Genomic DNA, 26,299 nt, shown 5'->3' on the forward strand with positions numbered 1-26,299 from the left:
ATGCCAATTGTAATTATAAAGTGGTCTTTTCCATTTTATAATTATGCAAAGGTTAATGCCAATAGACAATAAATTTAGTTGAATGTATTGAACTATCATTTATTGCTAATCGGTATTAATTCAAAATTGAAGAAATGAAATGATTAAATTCTACAGTTCTTGACGATAAAATTTGATAGTTGAAAAAAATGCAGTTTTATAGTATCTTTGCGCAACTATGAAATGGAGACAAACAATTGTATTTTTTTGCTTAATTTGCTGCAACACCTTACTGGTCACTGCACAAAATATAACTGTTGACGATTCTTATACAGCCCAACAACTTGTTGAAAATGTTTTGGTAAACAGTCCTTGTGTGAAAGTTTCTAATTTTTCTGCCCAAGGCGATGAAGATCCAGTGGGTCAACATAGTTATGGTTATTTTACAAATGCTGGTGGTAGTTTTCCGTTTAAAGATGGTGTAATATTAAGTACACAATATGCCAAAAAAGCAATTGGTCCATATAGCTGGACTATAGGCAACGACAATGATGGAAACTGGCTTGGCGACACGGATTTAGATCAAATATTAGGAATTCCATCTAAAACTGCAACCGTTTTAGAATTCGATTTTGTACCCTTAACGAATTTTTTGAGTTTTGACTATCTCTTTGCGTCAACTGAATATGCAGATGTTGGTTCTTGTCGTTATACTGATGCATTTGCTTTTTTAATTAAAGAAGATAACCCCGGTGCAGTTTATACCAATTTGGCAGTAATTCCAGGCACACAAACACCCGTTTCCTCTACCAATATCCGCCCTACCATTCCGCCATCTGGAGGCAAAAATGGTTGTGATGCCGTAAACGAAAAATATTTTTATGGTTTTAATGACGCTTCTAGTCCAATAAACTATGCCGGACAAACCGTCGTATTGACCGCTCAAACTCCTGTTATTGCTGGAAAACGTTATCATATTAAGTTAGTTATTGCCAATGATTTTAATGAATATTATGATTCTGCCGTGTTTTTAAAAGCCGGAAGCTTTGCTCCAAAAATTGACTTAGGATTCGATAGATTAGCATCTAGCAATCCAATCTGTTTTGGCGAAAGCTATACTATTGAAACCCAATTACCAGTAACTTATGATTACAAATGGTACAAAGACGGAGTTTTACTTCCTTCTGAAAAAAGTCCAAGTTTAACTATTGCTGATAGTGGAAACTATAAAGTTGAAGTGGTTTTTACACCAGCAACTTGTTTGGCTACAGACGAAATAAAATTAGAATTTGCTCCAGAAATTATTTTATCGGATACCACTTTTGCACAATGTGATGATAATAGCGACGGGATTTCTGTTTTTGATTTAACTAAAGTAGAGAACATTATAAAAAACAACAACGCTGGTTTAAGCCCAGTTGTGTACTATGAATCTTTATCAGATGCAAAAAATAAAACGAATCAAATTCTGACTCCGACTACTTATACTAACAAACCCAGCGTTCCGACAGTTTTTGCCAGAGTTACCAATACTTTTGGCTGTGCCATTTATGCTCGAATTAACCTTGTTATAGCAAACAATGGTCTTGCAAACCAAAATCCAGTTTCAACTTGCGATGCTGATTCGGTTCAGGATGGATTGTATGAGTTTAATTTAAATGTGCAAGTTAGTACACAAGTTTTGATCGGTTTGCCTTCTACTATGATTGTAGAATATTATTCAAACACGACAGATGCCATTGCGCAAAAAAATCCTTTGCCGAATATCTTTAAAAATACCATTCCAAACCAACAAATCATTCAAGCTCGAATTGTGAATGGTCCAGATTGTTTCGGTATTCTTCCAATTACACTTAATGTGAACTCATTCATTCCACCCGATTTTCAGGAGGAAACTGCATTTGTTTGCACTGCTTCTAAAGCCGATTTAAGTGTGGCTTCAGGTTTTTCGTCTTATTTATGGACTACTGGAGAAAAAACAGAAGGAATTTCAGTTTTTAGTTCTGGTATTTATTCGGTGACTGTTACCAATGCCAATGGCTGTGCGGCAGTGAAAAAATTTACCGTGAAAAGCTCCGAAATAGCTACAATTACCGCTGCAACGGTTGATGATTTTGCTGGAAATGAAAATTCAGTTTTATTACAATATACTGGCAATGGTGGCAACTATGAATTTTCACTTGATGGTTCTTATTTTCAGGACGTTCCACTATTTACAGGAATAGCTCCTGGAAAATATTTAGGGTATGTAAATGACAAAAACGGCTGTGGACTATCTTTGCCTTTTACGGTTTATGTGCTCGATTATCCTCGGTTTTTTACTCCAAATGGAGATGGATATAATGATGTTTGGAAAATAAAAAATCTAGATTTATTTCCTGAGGCATCTGTTACCATCTTTGACCGCTTTGGCAAATTATTGAAAGAGCTCAACATTAGCAATCCCAGTTGGAACGGCAAATATACTGGCAAAGAATTACCAGCAGATGATTATTGGTTTCAATTAAACTTTGGTGACGGAAAAAGAATAAAAGGTCATTTTACATTAAAAAGATAATCCTTTTTTATATTTTTAGCAAATGAAAAAAACAGCGCTGTTACTTTTTATTTTTATGTCAATTAGCAGTTTTGCACAGTTTAGCAAAACGCATTATATCCCACCATTAACCTCACAAGATGATTTTGTTGAAGATCAATACATCTATATTTCAACACCAAACACAACCAATGTTAATTTTAAAATTATTGAAATTGGGGGCAATATTATAGCTGGTGTAGTCAGCAATTCTTCGCCTTATGTCTATTCTATTGGTCGAGGCGATACTTCTCAATTATGTACTCCAAAAACCACCATTGGCATTGTTAAAAATAAGGGATACATAATTGAAGCTGAAGATTTGGTTTATGCAAGTGTGCGGTTAAATGCATCTATAAATACTAATGGAACGTACAATCAAGCGGGAGGACTTGTTTCCAAGGGAAATAGTGCACTAGGTACTTCATTTAGATTGGGAGGCATGTTGAATCCTAATGTAGATGGTACTTTATTAAACTTTGGGTCTGTATTAGCTACCGAGAACAATACTACATTGACTCTGTCGAACTTTCCCCTTGGTACAGTTTTTTCAGATGGAACCAGTTATACGGGACCAATAGTGGTCACATTGAACAAAAACGAAAGCTACGTTTTAGCTTTAGAAAATTATGCTGGAAACAATTCTCCTTCCAATAGCTCTAAAATGATTGGGGCTTTGGTAGAAAGCAACAAACCAGTGGTTGTCAATTCAGGGTCTATCGGAGGAAGCAATACTACAGCAAACGGAAGAGATGTTGGTTTCGATCAAATTGTTTCTTTTGAAAAAACAGGAAAGGAATACATTTTCGTAAAAGGATTGGGAACCGATGAGCTGGAACGTGTTTTACTAATTGCGCACAAACCTAATACTATAATTTATTTGAACGGTAATATAACTCCTTTTGCAACCTTACTCAATCCTGGCGATAATGTGGTCATTGACGGAAGTTCATTCGTCAATGGTAACTTATACGTAAAAGCTACCGAAAGCGTATTTGCCTATCAAAGCATAGGAGGATCGACGAATCCAGCAAATCAAAACCTCTTTTTTGTACCCCCATTGAATTGTGCTACTCCAAACACTGTCGATAATATCCCTTTAATTCAATCGATTGGTAATGTTGTTTTCAATGGAGGAATCAACATCGTTACAGAAACTGGTGCTTTAGTAAAAATTAACGGTGTGACTACCTCAGCTTCTGCAGTGCAGGTAACCGGCAATCCTGGTTTTGTGCGGTACACCGTCTTTGGCTTAAAGGGCAACATTGCTATAAATTCTTCTAAACAAGTGTATATTTCGTACTTTGGCACCAATGGTGCGGCCACTTATGGAGGTTATTATTCAGGTTTTGACGTGAAACCTCAAGTTCTTTCTGATAAAATATCGGTAACTAGTTCCTTATGCCTGCCTAATTTAGAGTTGAAAAGCAATTCTGTGTCTGCTTACGATACTTTTCAATGGTATAAAAACGATTTCCTTATTGTCGGCGAAACAAAAAGCTCCTTCATCCCTAAAACACCCGGCTACTATCAGGTTCAAGGTTTTATTTCTTTATGCCCTAGTAATGGCTCAGTATTTTCTGACAAAATACCGGTTAGTGTTTGTCCAACTGATATTGATAATGATACTATTCCCGATAACATTGATGTGGATAATGACAATGACGGAATACCGAATTGTGCTGAATCTTATGGAGATCGAAACATTGATGTTTCGAATTTAAGTTCAGCTACTATTATAGTTGATAAATATTCTAACTCATTTACAGGAGTAGTTTCAACAGATGGGACAGGATTACCTGCAGGAACTTTTACAGGAAGTGCCGATGGCAGCTTTGTTACCAAAATCCCAGCAGGACTAGACAACAGAGTCATCTATAATATGACTTTTGCAAAGCCGATTACGGTTGGCATAGAATATGTATCCACCGCAAAAGCTTCGGATTTATTGAATGCAAATGCGGACTATATTATTACTACTGATACTGGTAAAACAGTTACCGTACTAAATCCCAAAAATCAACTACTGATTGATACCAATTCTGATGGAATTTATGAAAACGGAGTGACACAGTATACCTCGTTTGAAATTAGATTTCGCCTCAATAGCACCACACCATTGGCCGCAGGAACTGGCACTTTTAAATTTTTGAGTTATCTCACCAATTCTATAAGTATTACTCATAAAAACTTATCGGATACGGACAGTAATACATCTACGTTCAAGCTATTTACTCCTTGCGTTCCAAAAGATTCCGATTTAGATGGCATTTCAGACGAGCTAGATACCGATTCTGACAACGATGGAATTCCTGATACCATAGAAGCTCAAGCAAATAATTCGGTTAATTTATCGAATTCTGACACCAATAAAAATGGAATCGACAATGCTTTTGAACCAGGATTAAACCCTGTTGATACAGATAAAGATGGCATTGTTGACTATTTAGATTTCGACAGTGACAATGATGGAATTTTAGATTTAGTAGAAACTGGGAATGATTTAGATGCGGACGGAATTCGAAATTATCGCGATTTAGACAGTGATAATGATTTATGTTCTGACGTTAAAGAAGCGGGATTTACAGATGCTGATGGCGATGGGAAATTTGGGATTGTACCCTTAGCGAATGGGCAAGTTGTTGGAGCGCCATACACCAATCCGAATCCAAATTATTTAATAGTTGCTCCTATTGTAATAACTAACCAACCTACTGTTGCTCCTCTTTGCGAGTTACAAAACGCCACAATTACCCTAATTGATAATGGTGGATGTACTTATCAATGGCAACTTTCGACTGATGGTGTGAATTGGAACAACCTAGCAAACGATGCAACTTATGCTGATGTTACAACAAATTCATTAACCATAAATGGTGTTTCGAACACTATGAATGGCTATAAATATCGTGTTGAATTGAGTAAAATAGGAAATTCTTGTGGCCTTACTTCAGCTGAAACTAGCCTGACAATTTATGCGTTACCCATCGTAAATGACATCACAATTGTTCAATGTGGCAATGATTTATCTGGATATTCTAGCTTTAATTTAACCGTAAAGAATAATGAAATTTCAAGCAATTTTGCCAATGAAACTTTTACTTATTATAAATCTTTAGCAGCTGCTAATACCGCAGATACAACACAATTAATTTCAACACCGCTAGCATTTGCAAACACAACTCCCTTCACCATGCCAGTTTGGGCGCGAGTTGTAAATACCAATGGATGTTTTAGTTTGGCGCGACTTACATTGCAGGTATCAACCACGCAAATCAGTGCAGCCACTTTTCATCTCAATTTCGACAAATGCGATGATCCAAATCCGAGTGACACCGATGAGTTTTCAGCATTCGATTTCCAAACTGCCACAGCCGAAATCCAAAAGGTGTTACCCAGCACTAGTTCAGGTTATGGTATAACATATTATGCCAATGAAGCAGACGCTAAATCGCAAATTAACGAAATAACCAATACAACGAATTATAGAAATACTACAAAAAATAAACAAGATATTTGGGTTCGTGTAGATAGTAGACTTGACAATGCCTGTTACGGACTTGGGCCATTAATCACATTAAATGTCAATCCTTTTCCTAAAATTAACCCCAATGCTGATGGAAGCGAAGACAAATTAGTCTGCTCAAACGATCCAACATTTTTTGTACAACTCGATGCGGGAATTCAAGACGGATCACCTACAAGTAATTACAATTATATTTGGTCAAAAGATGGAGTTGTTTTAACGGGTAAAACCGATTATACATTGGACGTAAATGTTGAAGGATTGTATACAGTTCAAGTACTAACTAGTGCAGGTTGTGCTAGTATTCGCTCTATAAAAGTTACTGCTTCTGATGTGGCAAAAATTGATTCAATTCTAATTGCTGATATGACAGATACAAACACTGTAACCGTAAATATTTCGGGGTTAGGAGATTACGAATTTAGTTTAGACGAACGTTCAGGACCTTTCCAAGATTCAAATTTCTTTAACAATGTTCCAGCGGGAATTCACGAGGTTTTTATTAATGACAAAAATGGCTGTGGAAGTATTTCTAAAACTATTGCCGTTGTTGGTGTGCCAAAATTCTTTACTCCAAATAACGATGGATACAATGATTATTGGAGTGTAAAAGGAGTAAATGCTAATTTCAATCCAAATTCTATAATCTACATTTTTGACCGATTTGGAAAACTTCTGAAACAATGGATTCCCTCACGAAGCGAAGGTTGGGACGGTACTTTCAACGGAATTCCGTCACCATCGGATGATTATTGGTACACTATAAAACTAGATGATGGACGAGAAGCAAAAGGTCATTTTAGTTTGAAACGTTAAATTTTACTAAATCAAGCTAGTATTATCTAGTGCCGGTTTGTTATTTATTACATTTGATGTTTTAGCGGAATATGAAAATTAGTGCCCTGTTCATTTCATTTTTTTTTATACTGACAAATGCTGCTTTTGCACAAAAAGAAGCAGCTATTTGGTATTTTGGAAACAATGCAGGTTTGGACTTTAATTCAGGAAGTCCAGTCGCATTAACAAATGGTCAATTATTTACCAAAGAAGGTTGCACCACAATTTCTGATAAAGACGGTAATTTACTTTTTTATACCGATGGTTCTGTCGTTTATAATAAAAACCATCAAACTATGCCTAATGGGTATGGATTAATGGGGAATAATTCAAGTACACAATCGGCGATAATCGTTCCCAAACCAAATAACCCTTATATTTATTATATTTTTACCGTTGACCAACCACTTCCTGCAAATGCAGATGACGATCCTTTGAATGATATAGATGCTCCAAATAATGGATTAAATTATTCCCAAGTGGATATGCGACTAGATAATGGTCTTGGCGACCTTGTAATTGCAGAAAAAAATATTCCTTTGGTTACTTACAATCCAAATGATAACGATGAAATCAAGTACAAATGTTCCGAAAAAATTACGGCCGTTCAGCACGATGATGGGGTTTCTTTTTGGGTAATTACGCACTTTATTAATAATTTTTATGCATTTAAAATTGGTATTCAAGGCGTCAACAAAACTCCTGTCAAGACATCGACCAATCTTACAATCCCAATAGGCGGTTATCTTGCCAATGCTATTGGATACATAAAAGCGTCTCCGAACGGTAAAAAAATTGCTATCGCAAACAATTCATCTAGGCGAACAAATGAAAAAGGACCAAAAGGCAATCCTATAAGAGATACCGGAAATGTTTTACTTTATGATTTCGATGCGAGTACCGGAAAAACAAGCAATGAAATGGTCCTATTGAGCAATGCAAATCCTTATGGTGTAGAATTTTCGGCCAAAACCAAAAAATTATATATCACCACAAATAAATTCAGTGCAGATGGTGAGACCATTTTAGAAAGTTTATTGGTTCAATATGACTTAAAAAGTTCAAATATTGTAGGCTCGAAAACTATTGTAGCTGCTTCTCCTCTAATATCAGGAGCTTTACAATTGGCTATTGACGAAAAAATATATCGTGCTGGATATGTTACATCTGATCCCAAACGGAATAAAATATCAGTAATTAATAATCCGGAAGCCGACGGAACTGGTTGTAATTATAGAGAAAATGCAATCGATTTGAAAACCGGAAGTACAGAGCAGGGATTACCACCATTCATAACCTCTTTATTTCTTTATGCTTTTAGTTACGAATTTAATTGTTTCGGTCAAGCAACCCATTTTTTTATAAATTCTGTCGAAAAAATAGACGCAGTTCTTTGGGATTTTGGAGATGGTACAACATCTACAGACAGAAAACCTTATCATACATATCTTGCACCTGGCGATTATAAGGTAACTGTGATAAAAACCGTGAACGGCGAAAATAGGGAACCTTTAGAAAAAACAATTACCATATATGAAACTCCTACCATATTAGCCACACCATACAAATTAATACAATGTGATACACAAGATGCTTTCCCTACAGACGGTTTGTCAACGTTTAATTTATCTCTTGCTAACGATTCCTTGTGTTTAGGACAAAAAGATTTTGAAGTAGGCTACTATCACAGCATTGCAGATGCAGAAAATGATACCGCTAACATTCAGTCAATTCCAAATATTTATCAAAATTCGATTCCTGATGAACCTATTTATGCAAAAGTATTTCAAGCCAATTCTACTTGTTACAATATAGGAACAATCATTTTACAAGCCAATAAAAATAGAACCATACAACCTGAAGCTTTCTACAAATGTGATTCAGGAGATGGAACGGCATTATTCGATTTAGATGAAAAAAAAGTCTTGATAAAAACCGAATTGAGTATACCTTCGGATGTTGTTTTGTTTTTTTACGCTACTAAAAAAGATGCCGATTTAAGTCAAAACGAATTAGTTGTAGTGTATTCTTCTCCTCCCAAAACACTTTTTATTCGTGCTCAAGATAACGATGGCTGTTATGGAACAGGACAATTTGATTTAAAAGTAGAACCAATTCCAAAAATAAATCCTTTAGAGAACAAAATAATGTGCGAAGGATCTACAATATTATCCGTTGTTTTTGATGCTGGAATATTGACTCCTTACATAGCTAGTGATTATACCTATCAATGGTCGACAAACGAAAAAACTCAAACAATTTCGGTTTCTAAAGAAGGAGAATATACAGTTATTGTAACAAATAAATCGGGTTGTACAGCCGTTCACAAAAGTGTTTTAAGCTTGTCGTATTTGGCGAAAATAAACAGTATAATTGTTAACGATTTACGTACTACAAACAATATCATTATCGATGTGATAAATCCAAGCGATTATCAATATATGCTTCAATTTGAAAATGGAACAGCGACACCTTTTCAAAATTCTCCAATATTCGAAAATGTACCCGGTGGATTTCACGAATTAAAAATTCAAAATAAAGATTTCAATTGTGAATACGTCACTAGAAAAGTTGCCGTCCTTGATGCACCAAAATTCTTTACGCCAAATAGTGATGGGATCAACGACTATTGGAACTTAAATGGCATTAATTCAAGTTATTATAAAAACGCTGTTATTTATATTTTTGATAGATATGGAAAACTTTTAAAACAAATATCACCTTCGAACAAAGGTTGGGACGGAATTTACAATGGCCTTCTTTTGGCTTCGGATGATTATTGGTTCAGTGTTAAACTAGAAGACGGCAGAGAAGCTAGTGGTCACTTTAGTTTAAGGAGATAATGAAGTGAACGTTAGCACTAAAATTATATGAAAAAGCCATTTCTCTATAAAAGAGAAATGGCCTTTCTATAAATAATTATTTTTTCTTATGGAGTTCCCTAATATAATTGACTAATTTCCAGCGTTGGTCTTCTGCCAATAATTCATCATAGGAAGCCATTGGAGGATTTCCCATCGTTATTTTCCAAAATAACTCACCATCTGCTTCATTTTCAAGGTCTTTTAAGGTCAAGAAATTTGCAGGTTTTTTTTTAAGACTTAGTCCAGCTTCGCCATTTCCTTTTCCTGAAATTCCATGACATAAAACGCACATTTGACCATAAATTTGTTTCCCTTCGGCAGTTGCAACTGAATTTCCCACAAATGGATTTTTTAGACCCTTTGCGTATTCTGGAACTACCCAATCTTTTTGAGCATATAAACTTTTACTACCAAAAAACAGCAATGCAATAGTTATTAAAAGAAAAAAATTAGTTTTCATCGTGTCAAGTTTTAAATTTACATAGTAAAGTTACTATTGATTTTTTAAAATAACACTATAAATTTCACTAAATATTTAAAAATAATCAATTTTATAACGAATATCGTAATTTAAGACATTTCCAAATATTAAATAATTTGAAACAGTTGTGAGTAATGCTACTTATTATTCATCGCCATATCAAAAACAGCCAACTTTAAAATATATTTTTAACCAAAAAACCGCAAAAGTTAAACTTTTGCGGTTTTGATTCCTTTCTGAATTAATTTATAAAATATAATCTGTATTGATGAAATTAGACTCTTTACTATTTAGTAAATCTTGTACTATGCCATTATTATATTCGTTGTCTTTAGAGGCCACAAAAGTTCTAATAGAAAAAGAACGAAGTGCATCGTGAATACTCAAAGTTCCTGCAGCAGAATCTTTTCTACCAGTAAAAGGAAAAACATCAGGACCTCTTTGGCAAGAACTATTCAAATTTACCCTGCATACTAAATTCACTAAAGTATCAATAAGCGGTGCGATGGTTTTAATATTTTGACCAAACAAACTCACTTGCTGGCCATATTGAGATTCCGCCATATCATTGAGAGGTTCTTGTATATTATTGAAAGATATTATTGGAACTACAGGCCCAAATTGTTCCTCTTTATACACTCTCATTTCTTTATTTACTGGATATAAAACAGCGGGAAATATAAAATTCTCAGTACGCTCTCCACCTTTTGGGTTCAAAACCTTCGCGCCTTTACTTTGAGCATCGTCAATTAATTCCTGAATGTAATCCGGCTTATCTGTTTCAGGTAATGGAGTCAGAAACGCAGATTTGTCCCAAGGATTCCCGTAAATCAATTGGTCGACTTTCGCAGCAAATCGTTTGTTAAATTCATCTACTATAGTTTCGTGAACGTATAATATTTTTAAAGCTGTGCAACGTTGTCCATTAAAAGATAATGCCCCTGCAACACATTCTTGAATAGCCAAATCTAAATTAGCGTCTGGCAAAATAATGGCAGGATTTTTTGCTTCCAATCCTAAAACCAAACGCAATCTGTTTTTATTAGGATGTAAATCCTGTAATGCGATTGCCGCTTTACTGTTTCCTATCAATGCTAAAACACTTACTTTACCCGATTTCATAATAGGTGAAGCAATTTCTCTACCACGACCAAATAAAATATTAATAACACCTTCGGGAAAACTGCTTCTAAAAGCTTCCATCAATGGAGCAATTAACAATACACCATATTTTGCTGGTTTAAAAATAACTGGATTACCCATTATCAACGCTGGAATTAACAAAGTAAAAGTCTCATTCAGCGGATAATTATAAGGACCAAGACATAAAACAACACCTACCGGACCTCTTCGTACCATAGCATTTATTCCTTGCACCTTAGAAAAATATGCACTTCGACTGTTTAACTCTTTGTAACTTGCGATAGTATCATAAATATAATCAACAGTTCTGTCAAATTCTTTTTCAGAATCGCCTAATGTCTTTCCAATTTCCCACATCAAAAGCTTAACTACTTCACTTCGAGCAGCTTTCATTTGAGTAACAAAATTTTCCATACATTTAATACGGTCAACCACTTTCATTGTTGGCCACAAACCTTGACCGTTATTGTAAGCTTTACCAGCCGCATCGACCGCTTCCATTGCCTCTTTTTCGCCCATAAAAGGGATGGTTCCCAGCAAAGTAGGTTCGTATTTTTCTGTAGAAGAAATGGTTGAATGTACAGAAGTAGTTTTTCCTGTCCATTTAACTAGATTGCCGTTAACCAAATAGGTGTCTTGAACAACCAAGGAGTTTATTTGATATTCTTGTGGTATTGTATTCATTGTAAATAGATTGTGCTTTATAATTAAAGCGTGAATAAAAATGAAGACTTAGCTTCATATAAGTTTATCTAGACGATTTCGCCATTCCATTCTAGTATTCCACCTAGTAAGTTGTAGGCATTTTCAAAACCAAGGCTTTCCATTAATTCGCAAGCTTTGGCACTTCTAGCTCCAGAGCGACAATAGACATAATAATTTTTTGATTTGTCTAAGTCTTCTAACTTTGTTATAAAACCTTGCCCTTCATAAATATCTATATTTATTGCATCGGCAATACTACCCTCATTGCACTCATTTTCTGTTCTTACATCTAAAATAACTGCATTTTCGTCAGCTTCATATTGTGAAACCCAATCTTCTTGTGTTAAATTCATAGTAATGATTTTTTGTAAAAATACAATGTTTCAACTAAACATAAATGTCAACATTTGTTAATTAGAAAATAATTTGAAGAAAACGTTTTCGCACAAACATAAAATTAGTAAAATTACCAATTTAGCAAATAAATCGCAAAAAAATACAATTAAACACATTTGGGCTATGATAATTTTCCTAATTATTCATTTTTAATCTTAATATAATCATTGAATAATTAATAAATGTCAACAATTTAAATCTAATTTTTAATAAAATTTAAGGCTAGAAATAACAAAAATAGCGGTTTGCAATCTATAGTGGGATCTGAATTTTTGCCATTACAAAATTATTTTAACAAAACAATAACATAACATTTGTATATACAAATAAAAAAAATACTACTTTTGTACCAACAAATAACATACATACAAATATGAAAATTGAGGATGTTATCAAATCAACTGTACCGATGGAGAGTTCCAAAAAAATTATCCTTAATATTTTGTACACTCAAAATATTCTTGCAGAAAAGTTTAACGAACTTTTAAAACAATACGAAATATCTGGAGAGCAATATAATGTACTTAGAATTTTAAGAGGGCAAAAAGGAAATCCCGCAAATATGTGCGTAATTCAAGAACGAATGTTAGCTAAAACTAGTAATACAACACGTTTAGTCGACAAATTATTGCTAAAAGAATTGGTTACACGAGAGGTTTGCCCAGTAAATCGGAGAAAAATAGAGGTTTCTATTACACATAAAGGATTAGCTATTTTGAAAGAATTAGACCCTAAAGTAACGGAGCACGAAGAATCTTTTTCAAAAAATTTGAACGCCGACGAAATAATTTTATTAGAACAATTATTAGAAAAATACAGAAATCAATAAAAAAAAAATTATGAGTACTTTTTTAGATCATCAAAATTGGAGATACGCAACAAAGAAATTCGACTCCACCAAAAAAATTTCAACTGAAGACTTAAATACTTTAAAAGAAGCCATCCGATTAAGTTCTTCTTCTTATGGACTGCAACCATACAAAGTTTTTATAATTGAAAATGCAGATTTGAGAGCAAAACTGCAACCAGCAGCTTGGGGACAATCGCAAATCGTTGATGCTTCGCACCTAATCGTTTTTGCAAATCAAGCCAATGTTTCCGATGAAGACATTGATAATTATTTGAAAAATGTTGCCGAAACTAGAAACATTCCTGAAACTGCTTTAACTGGTTATGGCGATTTTATGAAAGGCGGAATTGGAGCCAAATCACTTGAAGAAAAAGCAAATTGGACTTCGAAACAAACTTATTTAGCTCTTGCCAATTTAATGAATGCAGCCGCTGAAATAAAAATTGATGTCACTCCGATGGAAGGTTTCGTTCCTGATCAGGTAAACGAAATTTTAGGTTTTAACGAATTAGGATTGAATGCTTCACTCTTAGCACCTATTGGCTATAGAAGCGAGGAAGACGCTACACAACACCATAAAAAAGTCAGAAAATCAAACGAAGAATTATTTATCACACTTTAATCATTAACTAAAAAAAAATTACATTATGAAAAATTTAAAATCAATTGCATTAGCATTAGTAGTAGTATTATCGACAGCAGTAACTGCTCAAACAAAAAACATCAACACTTCAACAAGTACTATCGAATGGGTTGGGAAAAAAGTAACAGGACAACATAACGGAACCGTTAATTTTAAAGATGGAGCAGTAGTTTTAAAGAAAAATAAATTAGTAGGAGGAACATTTACAGTTGATATGACTTCTTTGACCGCTACTGATCTTTCAGGAGAATATCAAGGAAAATTAAACGGTCACTTAAAAGCAGATGACTTTTTCGGAACAGACAAATTTCCAACAGCTACATTAGTTTTCAAAAAAATTGGAACTAAATCAGCTAATGTTTACAATGTAACTGCTGATTTAACCATCAAAGGAATTACAAAACCAGTTACTTTTGAATTAACCGTAAGTGGAAATACTGCAACTACAGCTTTCAATGTTGACCGCACAAAATATGACATTAAATATGGTTCTAAATCATTCTTCGACAGCATTGGTGACAAAGCTATATCTGATGAATTCGAATTGAAAGTGGCTTTGAAATTTTAATAAAAATGACGTTGTAATACAACAATTGTTATATCTGAGACCTATGAAAATTTATTTTTTCATAGGTCTTTTTTTTTATTACTATTTCTGAAAGTACATTGATATCATACCATCTGTGAATCTTGTAACTTTTTTAAAAAGTATTGTAAAACTATTTCTGGCAAAGAACCGCACCTTTACATCTTTATAATTGACAATAGTTATTTGTAGAAAAACATAAAAATAACACTATGAACAATATTTTCAAAGGATTAATCGCAGGTTACGGAGCTAATAAAGTGGGAGGTGGTTGTTTTGGAACTATCATCGTTTTTATAATTTTATGGTTTTTACTGGGTCAATGCAGTTAAAAAATTATTATCAATAAAAAATTCATTAACAATTTAATAAAAACAATTATGAGCACAGGAAAAGTAGTATTAGGAACAGTGGCGGGTCTAGCCATAGGTGGAATTTTGGGGATTTTATTTGCACCTGCAAAAGGGTCAGTAACTCGTCAACAAATGATGGATAAAGGAAATGATTATGCAGATGAACTCAAAGCAAAATACAACGATTTTGCAGATACCATTTCTGAAAAATTTAACAATGGAAAAGAATTTGCACAGGTGGTTGCTGAAAACGGTAAAGCAGAACTCGATGAACTACAAAGTGTAGATCATATGGGTTCAAAATACAAACTATAAATAGACACATTATGATTGACAATTCAACACCCATAGCAACGCTTTTTGAGCGGGCAGAAAACTACGGCAAAACAACGCTAAAATTGTTAGAATTAAACGCCATAGATAAATCGGCCGACGTAATTTCATATCTCGTTTCAAGACTTGCCGTTATTACGACAGTTGTATTGTCAATCATAATTATTAATATTGGTCTAGCTTTATGGATAGGAAAATTGCTTGGAGAATCATTTTACGGCTTTTTTATCATAGGAGGTTTCTATGTGATTCTTGCTATTTTTCTTAATCTATACCGTGAGCAATTGGTAAAATATCCTGTTAGTAATTCCATTATTAAACAAATGTTGAAACAAAAAATAGTATGAAAAACACTAACGCAACCGATACATTAAAAGAAATGATTATTGTCCAAGAGATGATTTACGACAATGATTTAGAACAACTTAAGGATCAATTTGATGTTGCTTATGAAAGTATTAAACCCATTAATTTAGTTAAAAATCTATTTCAACAAGTAACGGCTTCGCCTGACATTAGAAATAATCTGCTTGGCACTATAATTGGCTTCAGCACAGGGTTTATATCTAAAAAACTTTTGCTAGGCGCTACTCACAATCCAATAAAAAAAGTATTGGGAACAGTATTAGAATTTGCGGTGGCCAATTTGACATCACAACATTTGGATGGCATTAAAACAATTGGGAAAAATCTGTTTAACCGTATTTTCAATAAAAACAAAACCCATCAAGCAAAACTTCTTTGATAGGTAATTCGACCAAAAAATACTATTTTCGCACCATTAAATAATTACAACTTGCCTCGGTACTTTTTGAAATTTTTATCAAAATTGGGCAGTTTCTAAAACTATATTATGGCGTCAGGATTTTTTGCACTTTTGGATGATATCGCAGCAATAATGGACGATGTCGCTGTAATGAGCAAAATTGCAGCCAAGAAAACAGCGGGGATTTTGGGTGATGATTTGGCTGTTAATGCCGAAAAAGCATCTGGATTTGTTTCTTCAAGAGAACTTCCCGTTTTGTGGGCGATTGCTAAAGGTTCATTCCTTAATAAATTAATCATTCTTCCCGTCGCTTTTCTGCTGAGTGCTTATTTACCTATTGCCGTTATTATCATTTTGATACTTGGCGGCCTTTTCTTAGCCTACGAAGGCGCCGAAAAAATATATGAATACTTCGTTCCTCATCAGCACAAATCAATTGAAATTGTTGTACAAGATTTTACCGAAGAAGAGATTTTAGCTCTTGAAAAAGAGAAAATAAAATCGGCCATTTTAACTGATTTTATTTTATCGGTAGAGATTGTAATTATCGCACTCGGCACCGTAATTGGCAAACCCATTACTTCACAAATTTTCGTAGTTTCAATTATTGCAATTCTTGCAACTGTTGGTGTGTACGGAATTGTAGCCTTGATTGTACGAATGGACGAAATGGGTTTCAGACTTATTGCATTGAATTCAAGAGAACGTAGTTTATCAAAAACAATTGGAAAAATATTGGTTCAAGCCTTACCCAAAATCATCAAAAGTTTAGCTGTTATTGGTACAATTGCTTTGATTTTAGTTGCTGGTGGAATCTTCGCGCATAATATTAACTTTTTACATCACTTATTTACACAATTACCTTCGATTGTTAGAGAATTTAGTTTTGGATTGATTATTGGGTTTCTAGTTTTAGGAATAGTAAACCTCTTCAAAAAGATATTCGGAAAAAGGTAGGAAAATCTTATCTACCATTCAAAATTATTTCAACACTAAACTTGTCAAAATAAGTTCATCGCTAAAAACTTTGACAAAGACAATGATTTAAAACCCTCAGCAGGCAGTATCGCTTTTTAAAAGCGTATTGTTTCCAAATCAATTACCATTTTTTCAATAACAAATGTTTGTGGTTGATGGTTTTATCCTTTGCCCGCATTCAAGTGTAGCGATATTTTAGGTTTCAGACAATAACCTAAAGAAAAAAAATCCTAATATTTCAGTAGAAAGAATATATCTGTGAATATTGAAAATATACCAAGAAATTGTGTAACAACAAAACTGAGTTAAAGTTTGAAATTTGTATAAGAAACTATTTCAAATAACTTAATTTAAAAACGATATGATGTATTACGACAATTATTATTATGGAATGAATATTATTTGGTGGGCAATATGGGTGATTCTATTATTTTGGATTTTTGCAATCCCATATAACATTCCTGGTCAAAGACGTAAAAAAGATTCAGCTTTCGAGCTCTTGCAAAAACGATATGCTCACGGTGACATTACACAATCAGAGTATTATGACAAGAAAAAAATCCTAGAAGAAGAATTTCATAAATCTTAAATTACTGTAAAATGAATACTAAAGAAAAATTTCCAAAAGCAGCAAACGAACAATTAGAAAGTGAAGATGGCTATCCAAAATATCCCGAAAACGAAGATATTTACAACAAATTTGACAAGGAATTTGACATCGATCCAGAAGATATTTCTAAAAAAAAGACAGTTGAAATTGTGGATGAAGATCCCGAATGGAACGAAAGAGATATCGATTTAGAACATCCAGGAGATGATTTAGACATCCCTGGTTCTGACCTTGACGACGAACAGGAAGACATTGGCAGCGAGGACGAAGAAAACAATTATTACAGCATTGGCGATGACGATGATAATTCTGAAAAAAACAATCAATAAATGAAAACACTAAAAAAAATAGGCATTTGGATGGATCATTCCATGGCTCATATAACTGAATTTGATTCAGAGATAGAAGAAACAAAAATCATTACTTCCGATTTTACGTTTCAGGACAAGGTAGAAACTTTGCAGCGTAGCGAAAGTGAAATGCACAATAAAGAGCAACAAAAACAAACCACTTATTACAAGAACTTGGCCCAAATTATCAAAAATTTCGACGAAGTAATTCTTTTTGGTCCAACGGACGCAAAAGTGGAATTATACAATCAGTTGAAGGCTGACCATCAGTTTGACGCTATTAAAATTGAAGTGAAAAACACCGATAAAATGAGTGACAAAGAACAGCGCAATTTTATTGATGATTATTTTAAAAGATTTGATTTTAAAGTATAATATTTCTGCAATCCACACCAAAAAATGAAAATAGCTGTCTTTGGAACTCAATTTTACGAGGAGGAATATTTTAATAAATACAATAGTGGCAACCAACACGAATTAGTATTTTTTAAAGAATCATTAAATTCCAAAACAACTCATTTAGCCAAAGGATTTCAAGCGGTTTGCGTCTTTGTCACTGATACTCTTGACAAAAATTGTATAGAAAAATTAGCAAAACTTGGTGTGAAATTAATTGATTTACGAAGTGCTGGATACAATAATGTTGACGTAAAATCGGCTAAGACCAATAATATAAAAGTTTTAAGACTTCCTACCTATTCGCCGCAAGCCATTGCAGAACATGCCATTGCATTGATTCTTACCCTTAACAGAAAAACCCACAAAGCCTATAACCAAGTTCGGGAAAACAACTTTTCATTACAAAATTTAATGGGTTTCAATCTTCATGGAAAAACTATAGGAGTTGTTGGAACTGGAAAAATAGGACGAGCTTTTTGCTGCATAATGTTAGGTTTTGGTTGCAAAATCATTGCATTTGATCTCAAAGAAAATGAAGATTTAAAACGAAAAGGTATTCAATATAAAACCTTCGATGAATTGCTTTCTAAATCTGATATCATTTCAGTTCATTGTCCTTTAACCAAAGAAACAAATCATTTATTTGATACAAAAGCATTTGATAAATTGAAAAAAGGCGCCATGATTATCAACACCAGTCGTGGCGCTATTATCAATGCTGAAGAGGCCATTATTGCTTTAAAAAAGGAACAAATTAGGTATTTAGGACTAGATGTTTATGAAAAAGAAAGTACTATATTTTTCAAAGATTGTTCTCAAACAGTGATTCAAGATGATGTTTTCGAAAGATTACTATCATTCAACAATGTTTTAATCACGCCACATCAGGCCTTTTATACAGATGAAGCCATTTCAGAAATTGCCGAAATTTCTATTAAAAACTTTACCGATTTCGAGAATAATTTGGCTCTAGAAAACGAAGTCAAATGACAAATAAAAGTTTAGAAAATCACAAATAATTCATCTTTAAAATTTTTAGATTCTCATCAAAAGTGTAGCATTTTGGAACAGCTGTTGGAATGTTTAAATTAGGTATATCTTGTGCAGAAATGTTTTCTAAATACATTATCAAAGCTCTTAAACTATTGCCATGAGCCACAATCAAAATGCTTTTTAAAAGTTTTAATTCTGGCTCAATAATTTGTTTATAAAACGGTACAGTTCTATTGAAAGTATCTTCTAAACTTTCTCCATCAGGAGGACGAACGGCGTAACTCCTGCGCCAACTATCCACCAGCTTTTGACCAAATTTAGCAATGGTTTCTTCTTTATTTAAACCTTGTAAACTGCCATAATTCCTTTCATTTAATGCTTCGTTTTTAATAACTATTATATCTGTTTGATGAATTTTTTTGAGAATAATATTCAAACTTTCCTGCGCTCGTATTAAAGTTGAAGTATAAGCAAAATCGAATTTAAAATGAATCAATTTTTCTCCTGCATTTTTCGCCTCTTGCTTTCCTAATTTTGTCAGGGCAATATCTAAATTTCCTGTAAAACGGTTTTCCAAATTGTAAACAGATTGGCCGTGACGAACTAAAATTAAGGTTGACATAGTTACTATTGATTTGATATAAAGGTACAATATGATAATAGTATTGACTTAAAAACAGTAAATTTTACAACTTTCCATTCCTTCTGATTGAAATTAAAAAAATGCCAACCGTACAACCTCCATTCTTTGTAAAAATCACTATTTTTGCAATCTAAATTTTTGCCTTATGCCAAAGAAAAAATACAAAATAGCGGTTATTCAATTGAATCTGAACGATGTTGCTGAAAACAACTTAAAAAAATGTTTGTCGTGGGTTCGAGATGCTGCTGGTCAAGGTGCGGAAGTAATTTCTTTACCCGAATTATACAGCAGTCACTATTTTTGTCAAAGTGAAGATGTCGATAATTTTGCTTTGGCTGAACCATTATACAGCACTTCATTTATTGCTTTTAGTGCTTTGGCAAAAGAATTAGGCGCGGTAATTATCGTTCCTTTTTTCGAAAAAAGAATGGCGGGAATTTACCACAACAGTGCTTACATAATCGATACCGACGGTTCCGAAGCAGGATTATATCGCAAAATGCACATTCCAGACGACCCACATTTCTACGAAAAATTCTATTTCACTCCTGGTGATTTGGGTTTCAAGGCCTTCCCTACCCAAAAAGGAAAAATTGGAACACTTATTTGTTGGGACCAATGGTATCCAGAAGCGGCTCGTTTAACAGCTTTACAAGGTGCTGATGTGTTGTTTTATCCAACAGCTATCGGTTGGCATCCCCTGGAAAAAGAACAATATGGCGAAAACCAACACGGTGCTTGGATGAATGTGATGAAAGGTCACGCTGTAGCCAATGGCGTTTATGTAGCAGCGGCGAACCGAATTGGTTTAGAACAATATATAGAAGGAACTGCAGGAATTCAGTTTTGGGGTTCTTCATTCATTGCAGGACCACAAGGCGAAATTTTGGCGCAAGCCTCACACAATAAAGAAGAAATTTTGATTGCCGAAGTGGATTTGGATTTACAAGAAAATGTGCGTCAGAACTGGCCGTTTTTTAGAGACAGGAGAATTGATGCTTTTGGCGATATTACGAAAAGAGCGATTGATTAATTATGGCTACAAATAATAGAAGATTCCCCGCAGAATGGGAAAAGCAATCAGGCATTTTATTGTGTTTTCCGCACAATGGCAACGACTGGCCGGGGAAATATGAAGCTATTCAAGGGGCTTTTGTCGAATTTATCAAAAAAGTTGCGACTTTCGAGCAAGTGTTTTTAGTAGTTGCCGATGAAAAATTAAAGACAAAAGTTACGAAAATACTGGAAACAGCGACCGTTAAAATGAGCAACGTTTCTTTCATTATCCATAAGACCAATAGAAGTTGGATGCGCGATTCGGGGCCAATTATTGTTCAAAACGGGGCGAAAAGAGAGGCTTTGAATTTCAATTTTAACGGTTGGGCAAAATATAAAAACATCAATTTAGACAAACAGGTTCCTGCGAAAGTGGGCGATTTTCTTAAACTTCCAGTAACTCAAGTTGTCTATAACGGAAAACCTGTAATTGTAGAAGGCGGAGCGATTGATGTAAACGGATGCGGCACTTTACTAACCTCGGAAGAATGCTTGATGCATCCAACAATTCAAGTTAGAAATCCCGGCTTTACGAAAGCAGATTATGAAGCGGTTTTCAAAGAATATTTGGGAATTACCAATGTAATTTGGTTGGGTGATGGGATAGAAGGCGACGATACTCACGGACATATCGACGATTTGTGTCGATTTGTAAACGAAGATACTATCATTACCATCGTAGAATCAGACCCGAACGACAACAATTACAAACGGTTGCAAGACAACTTAAAACGTTTGCAAAATGCTAAACTAGAAAACGGAAAATCCCCAAAAATTGTAGAACTACCAATGCCAAAACGCATCGATTTTGATGGATTGCGATTGCCAGCCAGTTACGCTAATTTCCTGATTTTGAACAACTGTGTTTTGGTTCCAACTTTTAATGATAGTAACGATAGAATAGCATTAAACATCATCGCCGATTGTTTTCCTAATAGAGAAATCATCGGGATTAATGCCATAGATTTGATTTGGGGTTTTGGAACTTTGCATTGTTTGAGCCAACAAATTCCAGAATAATTTTTTAAAAAGCAGCAGATTTTTTTTTAATCTGTGGTTGACTATTTTTAAAACCCAAGAATTTTACAACATAACTATTTTTGTATTCAATATTTCTATTGATTATTCTAAAATTAGTTCCAATGGATTTCGTAATTTAGCCATTTATTTTTTGATAAATACAATTTCAATATGGATTTGAACTTCAATAAAAACGAAGACCACAATAAACTCCTTGTTTCTAATTTGCACCATAAAATGTCCAAAGTAAAATTGGGTGGTGGAGCAAATCGCATTCAAAAATTACATTCCGAAGGCAAGATGACCGCGCGAGAACGCATCGACTATTTATTGGATACGAAAACAACATCAATTGAAATTGGAGCTTTTGTAGGAGAAGGAATGTACTCGGAATTTGGCGGCTGTCCTTCTGGCGGCGTTGTAGTGAAAATTGGTTACATCAAAGGAAAACAGTGTATCGTCGTTGCCAATGATGCCACCGTAAAAGCAGGAGCTTGGTTCCCAATTACTGCAAAGAAAAACCTGAGAGCGCAAGAAATTGCTATGGAAAACAAAATACCCATCATCTATTTAGTCGATTCGGCTGGTGTATTTTTACCTTTACAAGACGAAATTTTCCCTGATAAAGAGCACTTTGGACGCATCTTTCGAAACAATGCTTTGATGAGTAGTATGGGAATTACCCAAATTTCGGCGGTTATGGGAAGCTGTGTTGCCGGTGGTGCTTATCTTCCAATAATGAGCGATGAAGCTTTGATAGTTGATAAAACAGGAAGTATTTTCTTGGCAGGAAGTTATTTGGTCAAAGCGGCTATTGGCGAAAATATTGACAACGAAACCCTTGGCGGAGCAACAACACATTGTGAAATTTCAGGAGTCACAGATTACAAAGCCAAAGACGACAAAGACGCTTTGGATAAAATAAAAAATATTATTGACAAGATTGGCGATTATGACAAGGCCGGTTTTAGCCGAATCAAATCTGCAAAACCAAGTTTAGAGCAAAAGGAAATTTACGGTATTTTGCCCAAGGCGCGAAATGAGCAATACGATATGATGGATATTATCAGCCGATTAATAGATAATTCTGAATTTGAAGCATATAAGGAAGGTTATGGCCAAACCATCATCACGGGTTACGCCAGAATAGACGGTTGGGCAGTTGGAATAGTTGCCAATCAAAGAAAAGTCTTAAAAACAAAGAGTGGTGAAATGCAGTTTGGAGGCGTTATTTACTCAGATTCTGCTGATAAAGCCACACGTTTTATTGCGAATTGCAACCAAAAGAAAATTCCCTTGGTTTTCCTGCAAGACGTCACCGGATTTATGGTGGGTTCTAAATCAGAACAAGGTGGAATCATAAAAGATGGAGCCAAAATGGTAAATGCGGTTTCCAATTCAGTAGTGCCAAAATTTACCGTAATTATTGGAAATTCTTATGGAGCAGGAAATTACGCAATGTGTGGAAAAGCGTACGACCCAAGATTAATAGTAGCTTGGCCAAGTGCCGAACTTGCCGTTATGGGCGGAACTCAAGCCGCAAAAGTATTGGCACAAATAGAAGCTTCTTCGCTTAAAGCCAAAGGAGAAATCGTGGACGAAAAAAAAGAAAAGGAGTTGTTCGACAAGATAAAAGCACGTTACGATGAGCAAACTTCCCCGTATTATGCCGCTTCCAGACTTTGGACGGACGCCATAATTGATCCTTTGGAAACTAGAACTTGGATTTCAATGGGAATTGAAGCGGCCAATCATTCACCGATTGAAAAGAAATTTAATTTAGGAGTGATTCAGGTTTAACTATGAAAAAAATATTCTTCTTAATAATTGCCATTATTTCACTAAATAGTAGCGCACAGAAACTTCACGAAAACGGCAGATATGTTGAAGCCAATGGCGTAAAACTATTTTATGAAGTTTATGGTGAAGGAGAACCATTATTGATGATTCACGGTAACGGAGGATCATTTGCCTGTTTTGAAAATCAAGTAGCAGAATTCTCGAAACATTTTAAGGTCGTATTAGTTGATTGTAGAGGAAGAGGCAATTCAAGTTATCAAAAAGGGATTGAATTGTCTTTTGACCTTCAGGTTGAAGACATTAATTTATTTCTTGACAAATTAAATATCAAAAAAACAAATATTCTTGGTTGGAGTGATGGCGGCATAATTGGATTACTATTGGCCATAAAACAGCCCGAAAAAGTCAATAAATTAGTAGCTTCAGGAGCCAATATATTTCCAGATGGTGCTCTTCATCAAGAAGAATTAAAAAAATGGATTACTGATTTAGAGCAGAATAATAAAAATCATGAAAATGATTTAGCTATTGATTTGAATAATTTGGATTTTAAATATCCCAATTTGAAGTATTCTGATCTGAATGTCATCAAATCTAAAACTTTGATCGTAGCTGGTGATCACGATGAAATTAAAGGAGAACATACCCTTAAAATATATGAATCCATTCCCAATGCACAATTGGCAATTTTGCCCAATAGTTCGCATTCTGCATTGATAGAAAATTCAATCCTTTTTAATGAAATAGTTTTGCGTTTTTTAATGCAATAATTTAATATTAATAATTCTACTCGCAGTAATGCATCTCTTTTCAATTTTTATTTTCATAGAAATCTACTTATTATGTTAAAAATTAGTACCTTAGTATTGACTTTTAAACTTAAACACTATGAACAACGTGAAATTTTTAAATAAATGGGCGAATGCGCACACTTATTTTTCGGTAGATTTAATTCGTATGGCACTTGGAGTTTTCTTGTTTTCAAAAGGAGTTACTTTTATAACAAACCTCCAATATTTAGCAGATTTATTGTCCCCAATTGACAAGCTTGGCGGAGGAATGATTCTTTTGCATTATGTAGCTTCGGCACACATTATCGGTGGTATTCTAATCTTCTTTGGATTACTCACAAGATGGGCAATAATTGTGCAATTACCTATACTAATTGGTGCGATCATCATAAATTTTATGGGAGAAATGCATTCCCAAAATCTATTTTTATCCTTACTTACTCTTGGAGTCTGTATTGCTTTTATGATTTATGGAAGCGGAAAACATTCTGCAGATTACTATTTCAAAATGCAGGAGTAAATCAGAACATAAAAAAGAGAGGATTTATAAAGTCCTCACTTTTTAAGAATTGTTTTCACTGTGTAAAGGTTCGTAAACGATAAACATCTATTTGGTGTAAACCGTATTTTCTTGTTCTGCAACTCTAATAAATGTAGTTCTTTTGGTCAGTTCCTTCAATCGGGAAGCACCAACATAAGTGCATGCACTTCGTAAACCGCCAAGAATATCTTTCATTGTCACCTCGACATTGCCTCTAAATGGAACTTGCACTGTTTTGCCTTCACTTGCTCTATATTCAGCAACTCCACCCGCATGTTTTCCCATCGCTGTAGTAGAACTCATTCCGTAAAATTGTTTGAATTTTTCGCCATCGATTTTAATTAACTCTCCTCCAATTGCTGTTGTGTAGTGACTTTAATTATACTGTTTCACAATCTTATTTTTATGCCACCATTTAATATAAATCCATCTGTTGGTGTATAAACTTCTCTAAATTGTGGATTTTGAATCGTTCCAGAATACATATTTTCATAGCTGGATTGTCGGCTGTCCAAAAAGTTTTCAAGGTTTAAAAACAAACTGAAATATTTGAATCTATATTCTCCCGAAACTCCCATAACCCAATAATCGCCGACTTTTTCGCTACTGATTAGATATTGACTTCCAACATAAAATACTTCATAAGCAATTCGTAATTTTTCTTCCCATTCATACATTAAATTGGCATTTATTCTGTGTTTTGCCGTTAATGGATTTGTGCTTGTGTTATTATCAAAATTTCTGTTTGCATCAATATAAGTATAACCAACGTAACACGAAATATCTTCAAAACGTAGTTTCACATTTGTTTCAAAACCTTTGGTTTCTATATTTCCGTTGGCATTTTCAAATGCAAAATTTGTAGAAAACGGAATTGGATTTAGAATTAACGGATTTTTGATAATGGTGTAAAAAAACATTTGATTAATAGCAAAATTCACTTCATTAAAAATAGTATTTTTATAATTTACATCGGCATTTAATCCTAACGATTTTTCAGGATCGACTTTTGAAAAATCAAGCGAATTTATATTTTGAAATGATTTTTCTTCGGTTTCTTCTGAAAAAATGGTTGGTGATT

At 34.2% G+C, this 26,299-nt stretch carries 24 protein-coding genes and 1 pseudogene; 19 read left to right on the forward strand and 6 right to left on the reverse strand.

What is annotated here, in order from left to right:
• Positions 1 to 217 precede the first annotated feature (217 nt).
• From RMO83_RS16565 to RMO83_RS16575, 3 genes are all read left to right on the forward strand, one after another.
• Positions 218 to 2,536 (forward strand): choice-of-anchor L domain-containing protein, encoded by a 2,319-nt coding sequence (locus RMO83_RS16565; RefSeq protein ID WP_310560811.1) that lies wholly within the window; start codon positions 218 to 220, stop codon positions 2,534 to 2,536.
• Positions 2,537 to 2,558: 22 nt separating this feature from the next.
• Positions 2,559 to 6,896, forward strand: coding sequence for a T9SS type B sorting domain-containing protein (locus tag RMO83_RS16570; RefSeq protein ID WP_310560812.1), 4,338 nt, complete (start codon positions 2,559 to 2,561; stop codon positions 6,894 to 6,896).
• A gap of 71 nt (positions 6,897 to 6,967) precedes the next feature.
• A complete protein-coding gene (locus tag RMO83_RS16575; protein WP_310560813.1) occupies positions 6,968 to 9,760 on the forward strand; it encodes a T9SS type B sorting domain-containing protein in 2,793 nt (930 codons plus the stop codon).
• Positions 9,761 to 9,836: 76 nt separating this feature from the next.
• Here the strand turns inward: RMO83_RS16575 and RMO83_RS16580 are convergent, their stop codons facing one another.
• The 3 genes from RMO83_RS16580 to RMO83_RS16590 all read right to left on the reverse strand — a co-directional run bounded on the left by RMO83_RS16580 (position 9,837) and on the right by RMO83_RS16590 (position 12,463).
• On the reverse strand, positions 9,837 to 10,241 hold the full coding sequence (locus RMO83_RS16580; RefSeq protein WP_310560814.1) for a c-type cytochrome: 405 nt from the start codon (positions 10,239 to 10,241) through the stop codon (positions 9,837 to 9,839).
• A gap of 267 nt (positions 10,242 to 10,508) precedes the next feature.
• Entirely contained in the window at positions 10,509 to 12,089 is a 1,581-nt protein-coding gene (locus RMO83_RS16585) for an NADP-dependent glyceraldehyde-3-phosphate dehydrogenase (RefSeq protein ID WP_310560815.1), read from the reverse strand.
• Between the two features lie 68 nt (positions 12,090 to 12,157).
• On the reverse strand, positions 12,158 to 12,463 hold the full coding sequence (locus RMO83_RS16590) for a rhodanese-like domain-containing protein (RefSeq protein WP_310560816.1): 306 nt from the start codon (positions 12,461 to 12,463) through the stop codon (positions 12,158 to 12,160).
• A gap of 416 nt (positions 12,464 to 12,879) precedes the next feature.
• Here RMO83_RS16590 and RMO83_RS16595 point away from each other — a divergent pair, with 416 nt between their 5' ends.
• From RMO83_RS16595 to RMO83_RS16645, 11 genes are all read left to right on the forward strand, one after another.
• A complete protein-coding gene (locus RMO83_RS16595; RefSeq protein ID WP_310560817.1) occupies positions 12,880 to 13,335 on the forward strand; it encodes a MarR family transcriptional regulator in 456 nt (151 codons plus the stop codon).
• Positions 13,336 to 13,345: 10 nt separating this feature from the next.
• Positions 13,346 to 13,978 (forward strand): NAD(P)H-dependent oxidoreductase, encoded by a 633-nt coding sequence (locus tag RMO83_RS16600; RefSeq protein WP_310560818.1) that lies wholly within the window; start codon positions 13,346 to 13,348, stop codon positions 13,976 to 13,978.
• 25 nt (positions 13,979 to 14,003) lie between these two features.
• Positions 14,004 to 14,567: a YceI family protein gene (locus RMO83_RS16605; protein ID WP_310560819.1), complete on the forward strand. Its 564-nt coding sequence runs from the start codon at positions 14,004 to 14,006 to the stop codon at positions 14,565 to 14,567.
• Positions 14,568 to 14,965: 398 nt separating this feature from the next.
• The gene (locus RMO83_RS16610; protein ID WP_310560820.1) at positions 14,966 to 15,253 is read left to right on the forward strand and encodes a YtxH domain-containing protein; all 288 of its coding nucleotides are present in this window, start codon (positions 14,966 to 14,968) and stop codon (positions 15,251 to 15,253) included.
• Between the two features lie 11 nt (positions 15,254 to 15,264).
• Positions 15,265 to 15,618, forward strand: a complete 354-nt coding sequence (locus tag RMO83_RS16615) for a hypothetical protein (RefSeq protein WP_310560821.1) — start codon at positions 15,265 to 15,267, stop codon at positions 15,616 to 15,618.
• Positions 15,615 to 16,016, forward strand: a complete 402-nt coding sequence (locus RMO83_RS16620; RefSeq protein ID WP_310560822.1) for a hypothetical protein — start codon at positions 15,615 to 15,617, stop codon at positions 16,014 to 16,016. Before RMO83_RS16615 ends, RMO83_RS16620 begins: the two co-directional genes overlap by 4 nt.
• 108 nt (positions 16,017 to 16,124) lie before the next feature.
• The gene (locus tag RMO83_RS16625; RefSeq protein WP_310560823.1) at positions 16,125 to 16,994 is read left to right on the forward strand and encodes a DUF808 domain-containing protein; all 870 of its coding nucleotides are present in this window, start codon (positions 16,125 to 16,127) and stop codon (positions 16,992 to 16,994) included.
• Positions 16,995 to 17,376: 382 nt separating this feature from the next.
• Positions 17,377 to 17,604, forward strand: a complete 228-nt coding sequence (locus RMO83_RS16630) for an SHOCT domain-containing protein (protein WP_310560824.1) — start codon at positions 17,377 to 17,379, stop codon at positions 17,602 to 17,604.
• 11 nt (positions 17,605 to 17,615) lie between these two features.
• The gene (locus RMO83_RS16635; RefSeq protein WP_310560825.1) at positions 17,616 to 17,954 is read left to right on the forward strand and encodes a hypothetical protein; all 339 of its coding nucleotides are present in this window, start codon (positions 17,616 to 17,618) and stop codon (positions 17,952 to 17,954) included.
• Complete coding sequence (locus RMO83_RS16640) at positions 17,955 to 18,350, forward strand: hypothetical protein (RefSeq protein WP_310560826.1); 396 nt, start codon at positions 17,955 to 17,957, stop codon at positions 18,348 to 18,350. It begins immediately after the preceding gene.
• Positions 18,351 to 18,374: 24 nt separating this feature from the next.
• Positions 18,375 to 19,364, forward strand: a complete 990-nt coding sequence (locus tag RMO83_RS16645) for a 2-hydroxyacid dehydrogenase (RefSeq protein ID WP_310560827.1) — start codon at positions 18,375 to 18,377, stop codon at positions 19,362 to 19,364.
• 19 nt (positions 19,365 to 19,383) lie between these two features.
• Here RMO83_RS16645 and RMO83_RS16650 read toward each other — a convergent pair whose 3' ends face one another.
• Complete coding sequence (locus tag RMO83_RS16650; protein ID WP_310560828.1) at positions 19,384 to 19,989, reverse strand: 2,3-bisphosphoglycerate-dependent phosphoglycerate mutase; 606 nt, start codon at positions 19,987 to 19,989, stop codon at positions 19,384 to 19,386.
• A 166-nt stretch (positions 19,990 to 20,155) separates the two neighbouring features.
• Here RMO83_RS16650 and RMO83_RS16655 point away from each other — a divergent pair, with 166 nt between their 5' ends.
• The 5 genes from RMO83_RS16655 (at position 20,156) to RMO83_RS16675 (ending at position 25,197) form a co-directional block, all read left to right on the forward strand.
• Complete coding sequence (locus tag RMO83_RS16655) at positions 20,156 to 21,043, forward strand: carbon-nitrogen hydrolase (protein WP_310560829.1); 888 nt, start codon at positions 20,156 to 20,158, stop codon at positions 21,041 to 21,043.
• Positions 21,044 to 21,045: 2 nt separating this feature from the next.
• A complete protein-coding gene (locus tag RMO83_RS16660; RefSeq protein ID WP_310560830.1) occupies positions 21,046 to 22,086 on the forward strand; it encodes an agmatine deiminase family protein in 1,041 nt (346 codons plus the stop codon).
• A gap of 171 nt (positions 22,087 to 22,257) precedes the next feature.
• Positions 22,258 to 23,886 carry a carboxyl transferase domain-containing protein gene (locus RMO83_RS16665; protein ID WP_310560831.1) on the forward strand — a complete coding sequence of 543 codons (1,629 nt, stop codon included), beginning with the start codon at positions 22,258 to 22,260 and terminating at the stop codon, positions 23,884 to 23,886.
• Positions 23,887 to 23,888: 2 nt separating this feature from the next.
• Positions 23,889 to 24,656, forward strand: coding sequence for an alpha/beta hydrolase (locus RMO83_RS16670; RefSeq protein WP_310560832.1), 768 nt, complete (start codon positions 23,889 to 23,891; stop codon positions 24,654 to 24,656).
• 118 nt (positions 24,657 to 24,774) lie between these two features.
• Entirely contained in the window at positions 24,775 to 25,197 is a 423-nt protein-coding gene (locus tag RMO83_RS16675) for a DoxX family protein (RefSeq protein ID WP_310560833.1), read from the forward strand.
• A gap of 87 nt (positions 25,198 to 25,284) precedes the next feature.
• On the opposite strand, the pseudogene RMO83_RS16680 reads toward RMO83_RS16675, so the two are convergent.
• Positions 25,285 to 25,581: pseudogene (locus RMO83_RS16680) on the reverse strand (IMP dehydrogenase); the annotation flags it as partial.
• A gap of 26 nt (positions 25,582 to 25,607) precedes the next feature.
• Positions 25,608 to 26,299, reverse strand: a 692-nt coding sequence (locus tag RMO83_RS16685) for a TonB-dependent receptor domain-containing protein (RefSeq protein ID WP_310560834.1), incomplete at its 5' end; no start/stop codon positions are given.

Source organism: Flavobacterium sp. (assembly GCF_031423415.1).
Lineage (GTDB): Bacteria > Bacteroidota > Bacteroidia > Flavobacteriales > Flavobacteriaceae > Flavobacterium.